The sequence below is a fragment of the Thalassomonas actiniarum genome (assembly GCF_000948975.2).
Lineage (GTDB): Bacteria > Pseudomonadota > Gammaproteobacteria > Enterobacterales > Alteromonadaceae > Thalassomonas > Thalassomonas actiniarum.
This window is the reverse complement of sequence record NZ_CP059735.1, coordinates 927005-947442: the sequence shown is the minus strand read 5'-3', so window position 1 is coordinate 947442 and position 20438 is coordinate 927005. Positions and strand designations below refer to the sequence as shown.

The following is a 20438-nucleotide window of genomic DNA, read 5'->3' as shown; positions in this document are numbered from 1 at the left end:
CTGTAGCATGAGTCTACTTACCCAACTCAAAGATGAGATGAAAAACGCGATGCGTGCCAAAGACAAAGTACGTCTTGGCGTTATTCGTATGGCGTTGTCTGCTATTAAGCAGATCGAAATCGATGAGAAAACTGAATTGAATGACGATGGCATTATCGCGGTATTAACCAAAATGGTTAAGCAGCGTAAAGAATCCATCGCTATGTTCACTGATGGTGGACGAGATGAAATGGCCGCAGCCGAAGCTGCCGAAGTCGTGGTCCTGGAAGAATTTCTTCCGGCGCCCCTGACAGCCGATGAAATCGACAAAATGATTTCTGATGCCATTTCACAATCCGGTGCGGCCTCAATGGCTGACATGGGTAAAGTCATGGCAGTATTAAAACCGGCAATGCAAGGTAAAGCCGATTTGGGCGCAGTCAGCGGTCAGGTCAGAGCCAAGCTAAACGCTTAACCGGCACTTTAATCTCCCGACAAAAAAACCGCGATTGCTTCTGCCTCGCGGTTTTATTTTTTTCTGAAACATGTAAAATTGTTTCAAGCACTCCCGCCGTTATTTTTGTGATTGCTAAAGGTACCTGAAAACGTGGCAAAAACCGGACTCATTTCCCGACAGTTTATCGATGACTTATTGGCCCGGGCTGATATCGTTGAACTTATAGATGCGCGTGTACCGTTAAAAAAAGCAGGAAAAAACTACCAGGCCTGCTGTCCTTTCCATACCGAAAAATCTCCGTCATTTACCGTCAGCCAGGACAAGCAGTTCTATCATTGCTTCGGCTGCGGCGAACACGGCAACGCCATTTCCTTTTTGATGGAATTCGACCGGCTGGAATTTGTTGATGCCATCGAAGAACTGGCATCACTCAATAATATGGAAGTGGTGCGGGAGCAAACCAACCAAAGTCCCGCCCAGCAAATAAAACAACAGCAAGCCTATCTGCAAAAGCAGGATGACTACGAGTTGCTCGGGCAAATCAGTAAATTTTACCAGCAGCAGTTAAAAGTCGCCGTCGATAAAGACACCGCCATTGAATACTTGAAAGGCCGGGGTCTGAGCGGCGAGATCGTTAAACGCTTCGGCATAGGTTATATCAGCGATGCCTGGGACGGCATGATGAAAGTCTTTGGCGGCAACCATCAAGTAAGCCAACAGCTGGTAGATTTGGGCATGGCTATTCAGGGGGAGAAAAACCGCCCCTACGACAGGTTCCGTGGCCGGATCATGTTTCCTATCCGCGATAAACGCGGCAAGGTCATAGGTTTCGGCGGCCGGGTGCTGGCAGACGGCACCCCGAAATACCTGAACTCGCCGGAAACCCGGGTTTATCATAAAGGCCAGGAATTATACGGCCTGTATGAAGCCAAACAGGCCAATAAGCAACTAGAGCGCTTGGTGGTAGTTGAAGGGTATATGGATGTGGTGGCCCTGGCCCAGCACGGCGTGGATTATGCCGTGGCATCATTAGGCACCTCGACCACGGGCGAACAATTGCAAACCCTGTTTCGTACCGTCAAAGAAGTCATTTGCTGTTACGACGGCGACCGGGCCGGCCGTGATGCCGCCTGGCGCGCGATGGAAAATGCCCTGCCGCTGGTGCGCGACGGTTACTCCCTCAAGTTCGTGTTTTTACCCGACGGCGAAGATCCCGACTCCCTGGTACGCGAGCAGGGACAAGAAGCCTTCGAAAAAATTCTCGACGGCGCCACGCCATTATCAAAGTTCCTGTTCGAACATTTGCTGGCTTCGGTCGATATGAATTCCCTGGAAGGCAAGTCTGCGTTGGTGGACTCTTTCCAGCCGTTTTTACAAAAAATGCCCGACAGCATTTTAAAAGACTCGATCATCAATGAGCTGGCCAATAACTTCGGCACCGGCAGCGAACAGCTCCAGGCCAAGCTCAATAAAAACCTCGGCCAGGAAAGCAAACCGGCGCCCAAGCAAAAACAGCCGAAAGTCACTCCGGTCAGGCTGGCTATTGCATTATTGCTTGAGCATCCCCATATAGTAAAAGCATTGCCGGATCCCTCGATATTACAGCAGTTAAACGTACCCGGGATCCCGCTATTATGCCAGTTGGTAAACCTGTGCCAGCAAAATCCGGACATTAACAGCGCACAATTGCTGGAATATTTCCGCGATACCGAGCAGGGAACACAGCTGAACAAACTCATGTGCTGGCAGCATCATGTTGAAGCCGATGCTGCCGAAGATGTTTTTTTAGACAGTATTGAAAAATTACTCAACACTTTTGTCGAACAAAGAACAGAAGTGTTATTACAAAAAGCGCGAACAGGCCAGATGACCCAGGTTGAAAAACAGGAACTTCAGGCGCTGCTAAACGCATAATACGATACCAATAGCAACAAAGACTATAATTAAATCAATGCTAATTTAGTATCGAAAACGTTTATTGCTGGAAATTTATCCGTGGCTTTGCTACAATTTCCTGCTTTATTTTTTCTTATTTTGATAGCCCTACATAGGTGGACACTCGTCAATGGTTCAAGCCCCACAATCCAGACTTAAAGAGTTAATAACCAAAGGTAAAGAGCAAGGATACTTAACCTTTGCCGAGGTTAACGATCATCTTCCTCAGGATATTATCGATTCCGATCAGGTTGAAGACATCATTCGAATGATCAACGACATGGGTATCCAGGTGTTTGAAAACGCACCGGATACGGATACGTTGATGATGAGTGAAGCCAATACCGATGAAGATGCTGCAGAAGCTGCCGCGGCGGCGCTGGCAACGGTAGAAAGCGAAATCGGCCGCACAACCGACCCGGTACGTATGTATATGCGTGAAATGGGTACCGTTGAGCTGTTAACCCGCAAGGGCGAGATCGTTATCGCCAAACGCATCGAAGAAGGTATCAAGGAAGTACAACACAGCGTTGCCGAATACCCGCCGGCCATCAACTTCCTGTTGGAGCAATGGGATAACTTTGTTGCCGAAGAAATTCGCTTAAGCGACATCATAGTCGGCTTTTTGGATCCGGATGCCGAAGACGACGATATCGCTGCCGCAGCCACCCATATCGGTTCAGAGCTGTCAGATGAAGATCTGAAAGATGAAGATGCAGATCTCGACGATGACGAAGACAGCGACAGCGATGAGGACGATGAAGAAACCGGTCCTGATCCTGAGTTGGCGAAAGAAAAGTTCGCCCAGCTACGTGCCGCTTACGAGCATGCCAATAAGATCATCGACGAAAAAGGCCGCGGCCACGCCGATTCTCAAGTTGCCATCGACGGTATCGCCGATGTTTTCAAAGAGTTCCGCTTAATTCCTAAAGTATTTGACCGCCTGGTGAAAAACATGCGCAGCGTGATGGACCGTTTACGTGTTCAAGAACGTTTGATCATGAAACACTGTGTGGTTGGCGCAGGCATGCCAAAAGCGACTTTCATCAAGATTTTCCCGGGTAATGAAACCTCAAAAGACTGGTTTGAAGCGCAAAAGAATGCCGGCGAACCTTATTCAGCCAAATTGGCCGATGTTGAGCAGGACGTTGAACGTTGTATCTACAAACTCAACATGCTTGAACAGGAAACCTTCCTGAATGTTCACGGTATTAAAGACATCAACCGTCGTATGTCAATCGGTGAAGCGAAAGCCCGCCGTGCCAAGAAAGAAATGGTTGAAGCCAACTTACGTCTGGTTATTTCAATCGCCAAGAAATACACCAACCGTGGTTTGCAATTCCTGGATCTGATCCAGGAAGGTAATATCGGCCTGATGAAAGCGGTGGATAAATTCGAATACCGTCGCGGTTACAAGTTCTCGACTTATGCCACCTGGTGGATCCGTCAGGCGATCACCCGCTCCATTGCCGATCAGGCCAGAACTATCCGTATTCCGGTACATATGATCGAAACCATCAACAAGCTTAACCGTGTTTCCCGCCAGATGTTGCAGGAAATGGGTCGCGAGCCGACGCCGGAAGAATTGGCCGAGCGCATGATAATGCCGGAAGATAAAATCCGTAAGGTATTAAAAATTGCCAAAGAGCCGATCTCCATGGAAACCCCGATCGGTGATGATGAAGATTCGCACTTAGGTGACTTTATTGAAGATGGCAGCGGTGAATTGCCTGTTGATTCAGCCACTTCTGAAAACCTGAAAAATGCCACCCACGAAGTGCTTGCCGGTTTAACCGCCCGTGAAGCCAAGGTATTAAGAATGCGTTTCGGTATTGATATGAATACCGACCATACCTTGGAAGAAGTGGGTAAACAGTTTGACGTTACCCGTGAGCGTATTCGTCAGATTGAAGCGAAAGCCTTACGTAAGCTTCGCCACCCGTCCCGTTCAGAGCAGCTGAAAAGCTTCTTAGACGGTGAATAGACACGGAGCGTAAGTACATTCTTACTGTTAATAGGAAGCATGTTTATCTCAGATAAACATGCTTTTTTTATGTCTGGAATTTGCTAGCCAATAAAAACGTTTGTATCTCCCCTCTTCCCGCGAAAGCCCTGAAAACTGGATTTTTCTTCTTTCACAATAAATACTTAACCTACCCCACACCAAGATGGAACCGCCATGTGTAAAGCCTTGTCCTTATCATTTATCCTGTCGGTAGTCGTTTTTTCTCCCCTTGACGCCCTTGCTCACGATAACCAGAACTTAGAATTCACCCCTTTTGTCGGCTATCGCTTAGACGGCGATTTTGAGCAAACCGATCCGGCAACAGGAATAGAAACCGAACTTTCACTGGAGGATAAATCCAGTTACGGTTTTAGTATCGCCTGGCCCTATTCAGACCAGCGACAGGGGGAGTTTTTGATCAGCCATTATCAGACAGACTTTACCAGCCATAACGCAAGTTCATTCTCGACGCATAACAAGATTGATGTTACTTATCTGCATATTGGCGGCAATGTACCGCTCACTCATGTCCCCGTGCCGATAAAATTTTCCGGTGGTTTAGGACTTACCTACCTGGCGCCGCAAAGCTCACGTTTTGACAGTGAAAGCCAGTTTTCAATCAATCTCGGCTTACAAACACGTTTGCCCATCAATGAGCAGCTGGCTTTTCGTGTCGACGCCCGAGTATTTGCCACTTTCTTCGACAGCGACGGCGAGTTATTTTGCAGTAACCAGGGGTGTATCGCCTCGGTTTCCAGTGATTTATGGTTGCAGGGAGAGATCACCGCCGGACTGAGCTTTAGCTTTTAAATTCTTTATTCGGGTGCTGCATGTTCAGGCGCCGTTAAAAACGCTTTATCGGTTAACGAATGTAAAAACGCCAGTAAGTCATGCCTTTCCCTGGTCGTTAAGGTAAAACCTTTCATAAAGGGACTTTTCAGGATGTTTTTACGGCCGTCTCCCCGGTAGGGGCCTTGGATGATATTTCTGCCGCCATCCGCATAAAAGTCAATCACCTGCTCCAGCGTCTTGATACTGCCATCATGCATATAAGGAGCAGTGACGGCAACATTTCTCAGGGTAGGCGCACGAAAACGGCCGTTATCGGCAGACAGGGTGCTGATTTCTGCCAGGCCATTGTCCTCAACCGGGTAGAGGGACGCTCCGTCAACATTATATAAGCCGATATTGTGAAACGGCCTCCGGTCAATTAACTGCTTCTCATGGCCGGTTGACTGGGTAAAATTAAAACCACCGTGGCAATGATGGCATTCGAGCCTTTCCGAAAAAAACAAATTCATACCGCGAATCGCTTCCTCCGGCAACGCCGAATCGTCCCGCCAGTAAGCATAATGATCAAAGGGGGAATCAAAGGAAATTAAACTGCGAACAAAACTTGCCAGCGCTTTGGTGATCAAGTCAAAACTAACCTCCTCGCTGCCAAAAATAAAGGAAAAATCATCGGGAAACGCCTGACGAAAAAGCGCGCGATAAGCCGGTGTCTGGAAACGGGCCAGTACCTCTTGCTCATGGTTAGTGATCCCCAACTCTACCGGAGATTCGCTAAACATAGGCAATAACAGCTGAAGCTCTATGCTGGTTAAACCGTCGTGAGCCCAGGTCAGGGTTTTGTTATAGGCAATATTCACCAGGGCCGGAGCATTACGCCTGTGTATATCACCGGTAGAACCTACCGAAGTAGCCAGGGGCTCGGCAAAGGCATATTCCTGTAAATGGCAACTGGCACAAGACTGGGTTTGATTGGCAGACAGGTTTTTATCATAAAACAGCATCCGCCCCAGTGACACTTTTTCAGCGGACATAGGATTATCTGCCGGTACCTGGGGCTTAGGAAAACCGTCGATTATCGGCCATTGATAACCTTCGACCTCCTGGTTTTTTCCACAGCCGGTCAGCCAAAAGCCCATCAGCAGGGATAATATCAATAGCCGGATCCTTGAGGAAGAAATACTTGTTTTTAAATTAATCATCACTGCCCCGGAACAAGCGGGATTCAGGCTCGCTGAGGTTGGCCAGTATCTGTCGGCAATGGGGATTTTCCGGGGCAGACTGGCAACTCTTTTCTCTGGTTAATGTTACCTGGGTTAATAAACGAGATAAATCCAGGCGCAGCTCAGGGGTCTTGCTGTCAAAGGCAAATTCAAACTGAAAACGGTTTGGCTGGCGGCACTCCTCTGCCGGGGGCCTTACCGGACTGACAGCCGAACAACCGGTAGAGCCTAAATGAAATAACCAGGTATCATCTTTTGAAACCATCTCAAGCCGTAAAAACTTATGGCCGGTACGCCAGACCCAAAACATGGATGGCTCATTCAGCGGGCTTTTTTGTGTCAGCGGATTTTGATGATTTAAACTAAAAGGAACCCCCAAAGTAAAACGTATCCGGCTTATGCTCGAAAGCTCAAAGGAAGGTGCCAAGGCTAACTGCCAGTTGCCCGAAGTAGCATCCCTGTCATCAGGCGAGCATACCTGCCCCAGCAAGGCAACCATACCTGACTGAAACTCGCTTTCCAGCATCGGCCAGGTTTGCCATAAGTTATTTACCTCGCCAGAGGCTGAATCATCACCTTGGCTAATAACCTCAAGATCACTGATAAAGAACTGCAGCTGCTGATAACGCCAACTTTTATCCATATGAGAAAAAGGCTTGTTGCACGCTAACACCTGCTGCTGGTAAACCGGGGTTACCGTGATCTTGACCGCTTGATTACGATCGCAAGCCGCCAGGGAAAAAAGCACAGAAAAAAAAGCGGTTATTTTAAGCAGCGTTAAGAAAAACAATTTAATATCAGACATTAAGCCCCATAAAAACATGCTGACAACTCAAATGATTATCGTATACTAAAAACTAATCTAAGCACCATAGATATTTCATCGGATCAAGGTAAAGGCTTAAATTATGATAATAAAAATAGTCTATCTTTCATTGTTGACCACCTTTTTTTCCAGCGCCAGCTTTGCCCACTCAGAACACGACAAAGCCCGTTTTGTTGCCAACCAGGGGCAGGATAAGGGTAAATGCGACCTGGCTTTGCGCCCCTGTAAAACCATCGCCTACGCGGTCAGCCAGGCCAATAAAGGCGACAAGATATTAGTGGCCGGCGGTACCTACCCGATCAATTCCACCGAAGAGTTATTCTATTTAAAAAGTGCCTTAGTACCGGTTTATGGCGGTTATAACCGTTTTGACCATTACCAGAGCCAAAGTCCGGATAGCAACCCCACCCTGCTACAGGGAGTGCCGGCAGAAATGGCCGCTAACTTACGCCAGCAGGGCTTCTCCCTGGTTGGGGACGGTAAATCCCACATTGATGAAAAAAAACTGAAAAAACAGCTTGATAACTACGCCAGCTTAAGCCGGGCACAATCACAGCAAAACTGCAGCAACGGCCAGGCCGGTAATTTTGCCTGCAAAAATATCGACCTCTTGGCCCATATGCCGCTGAGCCAGTTCTCCACCAGCCCGGGCGCCGCCAGCGATATCTGGGGACATGTTGACCTCAATACCGGCAATGAATACGCCCTGATGGGACTGACCAATGGCATTGCCGTGGTGGATATCAGCGACGCTGCCAACCCGGTTGAGGTAGGTACCATAGCGGGCGCCAATTCAAACTGGCGCGATATCAAGGTCTACCAGTACTATGACCATAACCTCAAAGTATGGCGCGCCTACGCCTATGCCACAGTCGACAACACCCTTGATTATGTCACTATCATCAACTTAAATAACCTGCCGCATTCGGTGACCCTGGCGGAAAAAAATACCGCAGTGGCCACCGCCCATAACATTTATATCAGCAATACCGATCCAACATTAAACATTGCCAAGCAGGGACTCACCCCAAGCCTGCAACTGCTCGGCGCCAATAAATTCAGCGGCGCCTTTCACAACTACTCGCTGGAAAATCCGGCCTCGCTCACCGCATTAAACAATGCCTCGGTCGGCAACGGCTACACCCACGACGGCAGCTCTGTGGTGATCAGCGATAACAGGGCCGCCAGCGACTGTCAGAGCAATGGCAACTGCACGGTATTCATTGATTTCAATGAAAATGAAATGAAGCTGTGGAATATTTCAAATCCCGACAATATCAGCCAGCTGGGCTCGGCACAATATGATGATGTCCCCCTGGAGGCTCGATATGTGCATTCCGGCTGGGCCAGTGAAGATCAACAAACCATCTTTTTACACGATGAATTCGATGAAAGAGTAGGCGGGTTGAACACGACTTTAAGGATGTTCTCTATCGCCGATTTAAACAACCCGCTGCAAATCGGTACCTGGACCGGCGATACCGCGGCAGCGGATCACAACGGTTATGTACGCGGCAACCGCTATTATATGTCCACCTATGAACGGGGCTTAACGGTACTGGATATCAGCCAGGCGGCAACCCCGGTGGAAGTGGCTTACTTTGATACCTTTCCCTCCTCCGATAATGCCACCTATAACGGCGCCTGGGGGGTATATCCCTTCCTGCCCTCGGGCAATATCCTGCTCAGTGATATCAACAGCGGCCTGTATATTTTAAAAGATAACAGCCAGACATCCCCACAGGGAGATATCAGCTTCAGCCAGTCAGCCATCAGCGCTGTTGAAGGCGAAAGTATCGAAATTAGCGTACAACGCAATGCCGATGCCCCGACAAGCGATACCAGCGTTTCCTATCAAATACTGCCCGGCAGTGCCTTGCCCGATGAAGATTACACCCAGGTAAGCGGCACCCTGACCTGGACAGGCAACGACAACACGGTTAAAACCATCTCGGTTGCTGTGCTTGCCGATGTGGACAGCGAGGGCGATGACGAATTCGGCGAAAGTTTTTACCTGCGCTTATATAACCCCACCGGCGGCGCAACCATTTCTTCCCCCAGCTACCTGACGGTTAATATCGCCGGCAAGGCCAATACCGGTGTTATAGGGTTCACCCGGGAAGAGATCATACTGCCGGAAAACCAGGGACCGGCAAGCATCACAGTTTCCCGCGAAGGCAATACCGAAGGAGAAGTCTCGGTCAGCTACCAGCTGGAAAACAACAGCGCATTAATAGATGAAGATGTAGAAAACACCAGCGGCACCCTCACCTGGAGCGATGGCGACAAGAGCAACAAAACCATCACCCTGGCACTGATCAATGATGACCTGTCGGAAGAAGAAGAAACCTTTACCCTGAACCTGGTTTCGGTAAATGACAGCCGGCTGGGTAACTTTAATCAACTGTCGGTTACCATCTCAGATGACGAAAGCAACCAGGCCCCTTCGGTAAACCTGGGGGAAGATAAGCAGGTCAATACCCGCCAGTCACACACCTTAACTTCCACCGTCAGCGATCCGGAAAACGATCCCCTCAGCTATCTGTGGAGCCAGAGCTCGGGGCCAACGGTCACCATGTTTGATAGCACGCAAAACAGCATGAGCTTTATTGCCCCCGACAATGCCAGCCAACTAAGCTTTTCTTTAGCAGTAACCGACAGCAAAGGCGCCACCACCACAGACAGTATCAATGTAACCGTCGTAGGCTCAACATCCGATACCGGTGATTCCGGTGGCGGAGGCGGTGCTTTCCATTTAAGTTATTTACTGATGTTATTACCGCTTATTTGGCGACGCCGTCGGCGATAAACAAAACCCACAAAGCTGAGATGGTCAAGCCCCCGGATACTTGAAAGTGTTCGGGTAGCTAAAACGACCAGCTTGGCAGCAATACTTGAATACTATTTAGGCGTTTGGAAAATATCGTATTTTTTTACTTTAGAAATAGGTGACAACAAAATAAAAAATGCTTATACTGCCACCCGCTTTAGTTGAGGTGCGTCTCTGTTATCTCTTAAAGCGAGATGAATGGCCCCTTAGCTCAGTTGGTTAGAGCATCCGACTCATAATCGGCAGGTCCCCTGTTCAAGTCAGGGAGGGGCCACCATTCTTTCCTTTTATTTAGTATTTCCCTTGTATCATCACTCTGTTGATGCCAGATTCCAGGCAGACCAGCTTTAACATTTAAAATAAATGCTGCTGTTATCGTTAATATATACGCCGCCATAGGCGCCGCTAACGAGGCCATCACTGAAAAATTTAAATAATAAGCAACCAGGCAGTGAGTGACAACAATCCGGCTATCGTCACTCCCTTATCGCTTCATCCACTGACACTTATAACTCAGCAACAAAGCAAAAATTAATGACGCAGCAATATATCTTCCCACTGCTGCCAAAGTTTAAATATCTGTGGGCACTCAAGCACAGTAGCATTACCCATAAAGGCAACCTGCTTCACTTTTAATAAACCAAGCTGCAACATCAAAGTTGCAGCATCAAGATAACGATGCGCTATTTCCATGGTAATAATCGGCGTACTGTAAAGCTGTCGTACAAGCTCAGACCATCCTTTAGGTATTGCCGTACAGACCAAAGTACGCTTGAAAGCCTGCTCACACGCTTCCAGTGCCTGTGCGATAAGTTGCTGTTTCATCACTAACCATTCAAAGGCATCTTCCCAGTAATTCAGCCAGGAATCGATTTCATCCCTTTGATAAGCGTTATGGGCATTAATATAACACTTACTGGAATTTGCCAGACGAAAAAACAGCGGATGCAGCCAATAGCCAGTGCGCAAATGACTCAAAGTAGCATCCATAAACACACGTGATACACGGCCATTACCGTCACTGAACGGGTGGATCACCAGGAACTGATCATAAGCTATGAGTATTTGCTCCAGACTTAGCGGAGTATGTAAACGGATATAAGCTAACCACTCTTCCATCAGCTCCTCAAGCCTTGTTGGTTCTGGCGCAACAAACCGTGCTTTTGTCGGGGTTTTAGCGCCGATCCAACAGGATGAAAGCCTAAATCTTCCCTTGTTTTTGACTTCAGGAGCCAATACTGAGTGCAGTGCAAGTAATGAGTTTTTCTCCCAGCTTTGCACCCCGTTAAAAAAACTTCGCGCAAAGATACTGCCTCGCTGAAAATAATTCATCTGAGACCATAAATCCTGCACCAAAGGTTCTGTATTTGGAATGCCGACAGAACAAAGGGCCAACTGTTTATGAGACACCTTGGCCCCCTCCCGTAAGCTGACACTGCCTGCCAGATAACGGGTAAAAAAGCCTTGATGCACTTTGGCGATGGCACTTTCATTAAGTTGATTTAGCGCGGTTTGCAAACGAAGAGAAGTAAAATACTCCTTGTCCGCTATGGCATCCGGTACATAAGCCTGGTATGGCTGCTGATTAGCTTGCCACATTTGAGTTTCATAGCTAGCCATAAATACCTCCCAAAAGGCAGACAAGAAAACTTCTTGCCTGCTAAGAATCATTTCAATTAAAGGTTTATTGATAATTCATGTTAGGAATGAACTCTAAGCCGTGGATGGTGACTTCACCGATATACTCAGAGGTATTCTGCCGCCAGGCTTTAGATACCAGGGTTGCCGACAACCGGGCACACTGCAGATTATTACTTTTAAACTGCTCGGTAACCAAGCTATTGACATACCAAAGCCTTTGTTCGTTGACGCTTACCCCATCTGCAACACGGTCAAATACATCCACCAGATTCAAGCCATAATTGACCCTATAATCCAACACATGGGAGGGTGAAGTCAGACAGGCTTGTTGCCAGAAAGTTTCCACGCAATCTGTGGTTGCCGCACAGTCCCCTTTATAGACATTTAAGGTTTTAGAAGCTGTCACCGGCGTCCAGACATTGATGTTCACGGCATAGTCATTACAGTTTTGACTGCCAATCATGCAACGCCCGTCTCTGGGACCAGCCAGACATGAGCCCCACATTCTGTCATCAAGACAATGGCTGTATTCTTTGGCTATGGTGCTACGTACCATGCCACACAGGTCATATTGGGTACGCTTTACCCCATCAAGATTGAGCTTAGCAACTTCATTATTGATTTTCATGCCGGCTTCGGTGACATATTCAGCGCTGGAGCCATAGATTTCACAACGCTTTTCAACCTGATCATTAAATAAAGACCAATCTTCAATCTTACCTAAGATAGTGGGATAATCTAAAAACACTTCATTAAACGGCTTGTTTATCAGCGCTTCGGGCACCGGATAGTCCTGCGTTTTCATCCCTATGGCGGTGTAATTGGCAGTGTTGTCATTCACATCAGAGAATTGTTCAAGGCTTGCAAGGAATTCTTCCAGCGAGTTATGTGCTTTTATGGCGCTGGCAGCCCCGGCTCCAGCAGAAACCGACTTTATTTCAAACTCATAGTTACTGAACTCAGCCAGCAAAGTCGCTTTTTTCGTACCATCAAAATTCAAGGATATCAACTCTTTGAATAACACCCCGAACCTGCTCTCTCTCTCCTCCTTGTTATATATATGTCCTTCTTCACTTAAGATACGAATATAGTAATAAATTTCTTTCCCGAGCTCGAGTGATGAAACATATTTGTCGCCACAGGCGCTCCTGAAGTTTTCTTTACTGCCATTTATCAACATTTGCTGATAATTATCCAGTAAACTCAATTGACTGCTGGGCCGGGAGACAAGCTCTTGATTGACATGGCGGAATTTTCCCACATACAGTGTTTTGTCTGTCGTTTTCATCGCCTGCTGATAAATGGAGTGTTTATACTTATTATCCCTTGAGTCAATGCCATTAAAGGTTATCGAGCCCTGCAAGGTATTGCTGATATCCAGCACATTAATGGCCATTTGATGGGATTTAATTAACTGGAAGTCTTGTTCCGTTGAGTACCTTGGAACACTGGTATGGTTCTCTCCCGGCGGTGTGACAAAACAATGAGCACTGATGTTCATACCGTCACGCACCATGTCATAGCCTTTTTCCAGCAGCTGATCCACACCGGTAATACGGGCATTAGGCGCATAAGTGGGAAGTTGCATTTCAATCACATCTGTCCAGCCTAAGCGTGCCCTATCCGGCACTTTATAACTGATCCCCGCACTGACCGCATCCCCACATTCAGCGTTTAAATCTACCGTCGAATCGGTCGCTGAATCACTTTGTAAACAAGGCCGTACTGCCATCTCAACACTCTTTTGTGCTGAAACCGTAATATCAACTTCCGCAAACCGGCTGCTTGGCACTTGGGCTACATCCCGCCAGCCACGGCCGTCTTCATTTACCCTAACTTGATAAATCCCCCCTTCAATACTGTCATCAGAGCCTATCGCCAGGCTCAGTTCATTAAGGGATTCATCATAAAAAAAGCTGTTTTTTTCAAAATATTTAATTTCAGGAACTTCTGCCGGGGGGGTGATGGTTTGTGTCTGAGAGCCCCCGCCATCAGTAGTATCAACAACACTTTGTATACCTAGCTCTCTCTGTTTTTTATTGCCATCAACTAACGCTTCACCTCCCTGATTCCAGCCCCATCCTTTAAGGTTATTATTTTTACCATAATCTTCATCTTGTTCTATAGTTTTAACCGGTTGCTCGGCAACCAATTTTTCAAAAGCAGCAACCTGACTGCCGGTTACACTCAATGCTACACCTAGCAGTGCTGCATTACTGACTTGTTGCAGTTTCATAAACGATTCCTTGGTATACAACATTATTTATGGTCCGACACAGACCACACTGATCACACCCCAAACAGCTGGATGCTCGAACATGATTTTGAAGATTTAGCAGAAAAAAAGACCAGTAAAACATGGTGAAACCAGGTAAATTCTGCATTTACTTTGGTAAAAGGAAGCATTTAACAGATCAAAAATACGCCAAAACAGGCAAGACTTAGGATATGGAAACAGCTCTAGCGAACTGCGACCAACCCCAAAAAAACAGACTTAAGTGCTTGAGTTAAATCTAAAAAAACAATAAAGCCAAATCATTCCAGCTATTAACCAAGCGACAAGTCATAAGGAAGGGAGCAACACTTTTGCAGGCCGTATTAACTATCCCCCACCTCATAACCTTTAAAGTGATTTATTTACATCAGACAATGCCGTAGGTTACCTTCTCAAAATCCGCTTTTAATCAACTCGCACTTTTCAGTTAACTGAGCATGAAAGATCCCCTGCAACAAGATAATTTCATTTGTCCTGACATAATTCGGCCTGATCACCAGGGCAATGGTTCTATGAGGTCCGGGTTCATTTAAGTGCACCGCCCTAAGCTCTGATTCATCATAGATCAATTGATCTAATGCCATCTGCGGCACCAGGGTGCTGCCGAGCTTTCCGGCGACCATTTGTACTAAGGTATGCAAGCTTGAAGAATCAAAGTCCGCGTTCTGTTGCTGGCTCTGCAAACTGCAGGCGGCCAAGGCATGGTCTTTTAAGCAATGCCCCTCCCGAAGCAGCATCAGCTTTTCCACTTCCAGCTCTTCACTGGTGATTTCCTGCATTTGGCTCGGGCACTCATCTTTATGACTCACCCAATAAAAGTCTTCCTGCCAAAAATCAAAACGCATCAGCCCTTCGATGGGAAAAGGCAAGGCCAGCACTGCCGCATCTATGTCACCGCTTCTCACCTTATCAACCAGTACATGAGATTGTTCTTCAACGATTTTCAACCTGATATCCGGGTATTTTTTTCGCATCTCGGGCAACACTTTTGGCAGCAGGTAAGGGCCGATAGTCGGGATAACCCCTATCGTCATCGGGCTGGAAAAAGGCTGCTTATTTATTTGTGAGACTTGTAAAAGTTCGTCTAATTCCAGTTTGATCTTTTTCGCTTTATTGAGGATCAACCGACCGTTATCCGTGATCAGCACCTGTTTGTTATTCCGCTCAAAGATGGTGACCCCCAAGTGCTTCTCAAGCTCATTAATGGCAATACTTAAAGTCGATTGCGAGACATTACAAGCTTCAGCAGCTTTTTTAAAATGCAGTGTCTTCTCTATTGCCAGTGCATAATGGAGTTGTTTTAATGAAATCATATTTACCGATGATAGTTTTTATTGAACATAAAGCTTTTTTTAATCAGTTTGACTATAGCTTATCACGGCAATATAACCTGACAACACCGTTCATCGCTGACAAAAGCCTGCTAACATTTTGTATTTTCTATTAAAAGCAGCAGCATTTTATAATTAAAAATATCAAACATTATCTTCAGTTCAATCAATTATTCAACAAGCCTTTTCTATTCTACTCTCTTCCTACTTAAAGGGATTTATTGACAAACTTATGATAAGAAAGAGGCATTACAATGTTCAAAAACACACTTCCTATAGTAGCAATATCTGTTGCTTTATCTTCTGCGGCGCTGTCGACTACAGTGCAGGCAAGTGGTGAAGCAAAAACCAACCAATTTTGGTGGCCGGAGCAACTCAACCTGAGTCCGCTCAGGCAACACAGCGAAGAGTCCAACCCTTACGGCGCACAGTTCAATTATGCCAAAGCCTTTGCAACCCTTGATTTAAAACAGCTTAAAAAAGACATTCAGACAACCCTCACCGATTCTCAAACCTGGTGGCCCGCAGACTGGGGACATTACGGCCCGTTAATGATCCGCATGGCCTGGCACAGCGCCGGGGTTTACCGTGTCCATGACGGCCGCGGCGGTGCTGCCGGCGGCCAGCAACGCTTCGATCCGCTGAACAGCTGGCCCGACAATGCCAACCTGGACAAGGCACGGCGGCTACTATGGCCGGTCAAACAAAAATACGGCCGCAAACTTTCCTGGGCAGATTTAATGGTGCTTTCCGGCAATGTTGCCCTTGAATCCATGGGTTTTAAAACCTTTGGTTTTGCCGGCGGCAGAAGCGACGACTGGGAACCTGATTTAGTGTACTGGGGTCCGGAAACCGCCTTTCTGGATGACAAACGCAGAGACAAAAAAGGCAAACTCAAAGGCCCGCTTGCGGCAGTAGAAATGGGCTTAATTTATGTTAATCCGGTAGGACCCCACGGCAATCCCGACCCCCTGCTGGCGGCTAAAGACATCAGAATGTCGTTTGGCCGCATGGCCATGAATGATGAAGAAATTGTCGCCCTGATCGCCGGCGGCCACACTCTGGGTAAGGCCCATGGCGCGAAAAAACCGGATAAATGTGTCGGCGTGGAACCTGCCGCCGCAGAGATTGAAGCACAAGGTTTAGGGTGGAAAAACAAGTGTGGCACAGGTAAAGGTGCAGATACCTCAACCAGTGGTTTAGAGGGTGCCTGGACCGTAACCCCGACCCAGTGGTCATCCAACTTTTTAGACAACCTGATGAACTTTAACTGGATACAAAGTAAAAGCCCTGCCGGCGCCATTCAGTGGATTCCCGACGATAAAGCAGCAGCAAACCTGGTACCGGATGCACATATAGCCAATAAACGTCATGCCCCTATCATGCTCACAACCGACCTGGCATTAAAAGAAGATCCGGGCTTTAGAAAAATTGTCGAGCGCTTTCAAAAAGATCCCAGCGAGTTTGATCGCGCCTTTGCCAGGGCCTGGTTCAAGTTAACTCACCGCGATATGGGCCCCCGGGCAAGATATGTTGGCGCAGAAGTGCCAAGTGAAGTGCTGTTATGGCAAGATCCGCTTCCCGGCGTTAAACACCGGCTTATTAACGCAAAAGATATCGCCAAACTGAAAAAACAACTGCTTGATTCTGGCTTAACCAACTCTGAATTAATCAGAACCGCCTGGGCTGCTGCTGCCAGCCATCGTGTCACCGATATGCGCGGCGGTGTTAACGGCGCCCGCATCAGGCTTGAGCCGCAAAAAAACTGGCAAGTCAATAACCCAGCTGAACTAAACAAAGTACTGGCAAAGCTTGAATCAATCCAGGCGAAATACAACAGCAAATCTGCTAACAAGCAAGTATCGCTGGCAGATTTAATTGTCCTGGGCAGTGCTGCCGCCATTGAAAGCGCGGCAAAACAGGCAGGCCATCACCTTGAAGTCCCCTTTAAGCCCGGGCGCACCGATGCCTCACAAGCGCAAACAGATATTGAATCATTCAATTATTTACAGCCAACAGCAGACGGTTTCCGTAACTATTACAGCAAGACAAGCTATATGTCGCCGGCAGAAATGCTCATCGACAAAGCCAACTTATTAGGTTTGAACGTCCCTGAAATGACGGTACTCGTTGGCGGCATGCGTGCATTAAATGCCAATTATGACGGCTCCGCTTTAGGTGTTTTTACCGACCAGCCAGGCGTATTAACCAATGACTTCTTTGTCAACCTGTTAGACATGTCTACAACATGGACTAAAGCCAAAGGTAATACCGGCATTTATCAAGGTCATGACCGCGCCTCAGGCAAGTTAAAATGGCAAGCTACCCCTGTCGATCTCATTTTCGGCTCTAACACTGAGTTAAGGGCAATTGCTGAAGTCTATGCTTCAGACGATGCCGACAAGAAGTTTGTGAGTGACTTTGTGACAGCCTGGGTCAAAGTCATGCAGTTAGATCGCTTTGACTTAAAGTAAGCTGCAAGAAGTTTCACCAGAAGCTACTAAGGTTTTGAGTTTTAAGCTGTGGATAATACGGCTTAAAGCTCACAAGACCTGAACAGCTCCCTGGTAATAAACAAGCAAGCCTAAGGTGCTTGGCCAGAGCCCCTGTTAGCAGTTCCCCATCAGGCCCTCCCGATATCACTATCTTTCCCTGTGCCAGTAAGAGAGACGATGGCATTTAAGACATTTATGGTCAGTTATCACTCGCTTGTGCTACTCTCAGTCAATCGTTAAATAATTACGGAACCTTATGATGTTAAAAGCCTTTCGACCCGGCGTTATCACACTGGCCATCTCCGCATTTTTATTACCCCAAAGCGTAATGGCCGCAAAAGATTTGCCCCGGGTGCCGCCGACAGAGCAGCCCATACTGAGAACAATCCAGGCAGAAGTGAGTGCCGAGCAGGTTAAACGAACGGTGACTGAACTCGTGGGTTTTGGCACCCGGCATACCTTGTCAGAAACACAATCAGATACCCGGGGGATCGGCGCCGCCAGACGCTGGATAAAAAGCGAATTTGAGCAAATTTCGGCTCGGTGTGATGGTTGTTTAGAAGTGGTTGTACAAAAACAGACGTTTTCCGGTGAAAAACGCATTCCCCAGCCAACAGAAGTGGTTAATATTGTCGCCATCCAACGGGGCACTTTAGATCCTAACCGCTATATCATCATGACCGGCGATATAGATTCACGGGTCACCGATCCCTTAGATGCCACCAGTGACTCCCCCGGTGCCAATGATAATGCCTCAGGCATCGCCGGTGTACTTGAAGCAGCCCGGGTACTGTCGCAGCATAAATTTGCCGGCACTCTTGTTTATGCTGCCTTGTCGGGAGAAGAGCAGGGATTATTTGGCGGCAAAATCATGGCCGGCATAGCGAAAAAAGAAGGCTGGCGTGTCGAAGCAGTGATTAATAACGACATGATAGGCAACATTTCTGGTATCAATGGTGTTACCAATAATGCCACGGCACGGGTCTTTTCAGAAGGCACCCGCTTTGTTGAAACCGCTGAAGAAGCACGTAAGCGTCGTTTCACCGGCGGTGAAGTCGACTCTCCCTCCCGCAATATCGCCCGCTATATTGACAAAATTGCCGATAATTACATCCCCAATCTTGATGTGATGATGGTTTACCGGCTCGATCGCTTTGGCCGCGGCGGTCACCACCGGCCGTTTAATGAAGTGGGTTTCCCCGGCGTACGGATCATGGAAACCAATGAACATTATGATCGCCAACATCAAAACTTACGCAACGAGAACGGCCGTCAATTCGGTGATGTGCTTGCCGGTGTCAACTTTCCCTATAACGCCAAGCTGACATCATTAAATGCCGTCACCCTGGCCGCTATGGCCTGGGCGCCGCCACCGCCGGCTGAAGTGGAAATTACCGGTGCGGTAAAAGCCTCGACCACACTGAGCTGGCAACGACCCCAAGGTAAAATGGCGGAAAATTTGGCCGGCTATCGACTTCATTGGCGTTTGACCACAGAGCCTACCTGGACCCGCAGTCAATATGTCGGTGATGTGACTGAATTTCAATTAAAGAACATCGTCATTGATAACTACTTCTTTGGCGTCAGCAGTGTTTCCAAAGATGGCTTTGAGAGCCCGGTCGTTTTCCCCGGCCCAGCCGGATCTTTCGGCGGTTATCAGTAAGCCGATTAAATGACCTGCACCTGGATAGAAAAGCTCCAGCCACTAATACCGTTCACTTCTGCGTGAACGGTATTAGCAAATCCTGGTGCTGTTGATTCATCACATTTCAGCTCTTCAAGCGTTCAACATCGCTACGCACTGATTCACTTAAAACAATAATACCTCATATTTTTCGTTGACTTACCTTCGCTAACCGTTAATTTAGTTAAGTGCCGTCTTTTCAGCACAGACCCTCATCTTAAATATGGACGTATAAATGAAACTTAAATTAAATAAAAAGAAACTAAAAAATTTATCGCAAAATAACCAAGCTATTCCAGCAGATATGACCCCTCAAATTGCAGGTGCCGGTGCCGGACGTGGTGACGATTACTCGAACTTTTGTAACACGATCAACGCGCAAACTTGCCAATGTGTAAGCCGAAGGTGCGGTTAATCACCAGTATTTAATTGCCGGTAAAAACTGCCCGCAAAGGTTACCGGCACTTGATAAAGCTATGTTGCCTTTTAGCAGATGAACCTGATGAGATATTGATATGGCTATAAAAAAACCAGCATTAAGCTGGTTTTTTCTGAAACTTTAAGCTGACAGCTTATGCGTTTACTGTGTCTTTTAAACCTTTACCAGCTTTGAAGCCAGGCATTTTAGCAGCAGCGATTTGGATTTCTGCGCCAGTTTGCGGGTTACGGCCAGTACGGGCAGCACGGTCAGTTACTTTAAAAGTACCAAAACCAACAAGCGCTACGTCACCGCCATTTTTTAACTCTTCAGTTACGGCGCCTATAAAGCTGTCTAACGCACGTCCAGCAGCGGCTTTGGAGATATCAGCGCCTTCGGCCATTTTTTCTACTAATTCACTTTTGTTCATGGTATTAACTTCTCATTTGTTTATTATTGATAAGGCATACTAGATAAGAAATTCTTCAAGCGCAATGAAAATGTGCCCTGTAGCGTAATTAACTGCTTTTTATTGCGCCAGCGTAACGTT

Annotated in this window: 14 protein-coding genes and 1 tRNA gene; 9 read left to right on the top strand and 6 right to left on the bottom strand. The window is 47.2% G+C overall.

Annotated features, from left to right (window positions below):
• Positions 1–7 precede the first annotated feature (7 nt).
• The 4 genes from SG35_RS04090 to SG35_RS04075 all read left to right on the top strand — a co-directional run bounded on the left by SG35_RS04090 (position 8) and on the right by SG35_RS04075 (position 5186).
• Positions 8–454 carry a GatB/YqeY domain-containing protein gene (locus SG35_RS04090; RefSeq protein ID WP_044831907.1) on the top strand — a complete coding sequence of 149 codons (447 nt, stop codon included), beginning with the start codon at positions 8–10 and terminating at the stop codon, positions 452–454.
• A 132-nt stretch (positions 455–586) separates the two neighbouring features.
• Entirely contained in the window at positions 587–2350 is a 1764-nt protein-coding gene (dnaG, locus tag SG35_RS04085) for a DNA primase (protein WP_044831908.1), read from the top strand.
• Positions 2351–2501: 151 nt separating this feature from the next.
• Positions 2502–4355: an RNA polymerase sigma factor RpoD gene (rpoD, locus tag SG35_RS04080; RefSeq protein ID WP_044831909.1), complete on the top strand. Its 1854-nt coding sequence runs from the start codon at positions 2502–2504 to the stop codon at positions 4353–4355.
• A gap of 195 nt (positions 4356–4550) precedes the next feature.
• On the top strand, positions 4551–5186 hold the full coding sequence (locus SG35_RS04075; protein ID WP_044831910.1) for a hypothetical protein: 636 nt from the start codon (positions 4551–4553) through the stop codon (positions 5184–5186).
• Between the two features lie 5 nt (positions 5187–5191).
• On the opposite strand, the gene SG35_RS04070 is transcribed toward SG35_RS04075, so the two are convergent.
• Together SG35_RS04070 and SG35_RS04065 are read right to left on the bottom strand one after the other, a co-directional pair.
• A complete protein-coding gene (locus SG35_RS04070) occupies positions 5192–6367 on the bottom strand; it encodes an MbnH family di-heme enzyme (protein WP_236702548.1) in 1176 nt (391 codons plus the stop codon).
• Entirely contained in the window at positions 6360–7193 is an 834-nt protein-coding gene (locus tag SG35_RS04065; protein WP_053042905.1) for an MbnP family copper-binding protein, read from the bottom strand. The genes SG35_RS04070 and SG35_RS04065 overlap by 8 nt, the downstream gene beginning before the upstream one ends.
• A 103-nt stretch (positions 7194–7296) precedes the next feature.
• On the opposite strand from SG35_RS04065, the gene SG35_RS04060 reads away from it, so the two are divergent.
• On the top strand, positions 7297–10023 hold the full coding sequence (locus SG35_RS04060; RefSeq protein WP_044831911.1) for a choice-of-anchor B family protein: 2727 nt from the start codon (positions 7297–7299) through the stop codon (positions 10021–10023).
• Between the two features lie 221 nt (positions 10024–10244).
• Positions 10245–10321, top strand: a tRNA-Ile gene (locus SG35_RS04055).
• A 254-nt stretch (positions 10322–10575) separates the two neighbouring features.
• Here SG35_RS04055 and SG35_RS04050 read toward each other — a convergent pair.
• The 3 genes from SG35_RS04050 to SG35_RS04040 all read right to left on the bottom strand — a co-directional run bounded on the left by SG35_RS04050 (position 10576) and on the right by SG35_RS04040 (position 15273).
• A complete protein-coding gene (locus SG35_RS04050) occupies positions 10576–11664 on the bottom strand; it encodes a Fic family protein (protein ID WP_160298251.1) in 1089 nt (362 codons plus the stop codon).
• 64 nt (positions 11665–11728) lie between these two features.
• Positions 11729–13921, bottom strand: a complete 2193-nt coding sequence (locus SG35_RS04045) for a hypothetical protein (RefSeq protein WP_044831913.1) — start codon at positions 13919–13921, stop codon at positions 11729–11731.
• A 431-nt stretch (positions 13922–14352) separates the two neighbouring features.
• Complete coding sequence (locus tag SG35_RS04040; RefSeq protein WP_044831914.1) at positions 14353–15273, bottom strand: hydrogen peroxide-inducible genes activator; 921 nt, start codon at positions 15271–15273, stop codon at positions 14353–14355.
• A 272-nt stretch (positions 15274–15545) separates the two neighbouring features.
• On the opposite strand from SG35_RS04040, the gene katG reads away from it, so the two are divergent.
• From katG to SG35_RS04025, 3 genes are all read left to right on the top strand, one after another.
• Positions 15546–17765 carry a catalase/peroxidase HPI gene (katG, locus tag SG35_RS04035; protein ID WP_044831915.1) on the top strand — a complete coding sequence of 740 codons (2220 nt, stop codon included), beginning with the start codon at positions 15546–15548 and terminating at the stop codon, positions 17763–17765.
• Between the two features lie 349 nt (positions 17766–18114).
• Positions 18115–19449: a M28 family metallopeptidase gene (locus SG35_RS04030; RefSeq protein ID WP_152646548.1), complete on the top strand. Its 1335-nt coding sequence runs from the start codon at positions 18115–18117 to the stop codon at positions 19447–19449.
• 256 nt (positions 19450–19705) lie between these two features.
• Positions 19706–19885 carry a hypothetical protein gene (locus SG35_RS04025; RefSeq protein ID WP_152646541.1) on the top strand — a complete coding sequence of 60 codons (180 nt, stop codon included), beginning with the start codon at positions 19706–19708 and terminating at the stop codon, positions 19883–19885.
• Positions 19886–20042: 157 nt separating this feature from the next.
• Here SG35_RS04025 and SG35_RS04020 read toward each other — a convergent pair whose 3' ends face one another.
• A complete protein-coding gene (locus SG35_RS04020; RefSeq protein WP_044831917.1) occupies positions 20043–20318 on the bottom strand; it encodes an HU family DNA-binding protein in 276 nt (91 codons plus the stop codon).
• Positions 20319–20438 lie beyond the last annotated feature (120 nt).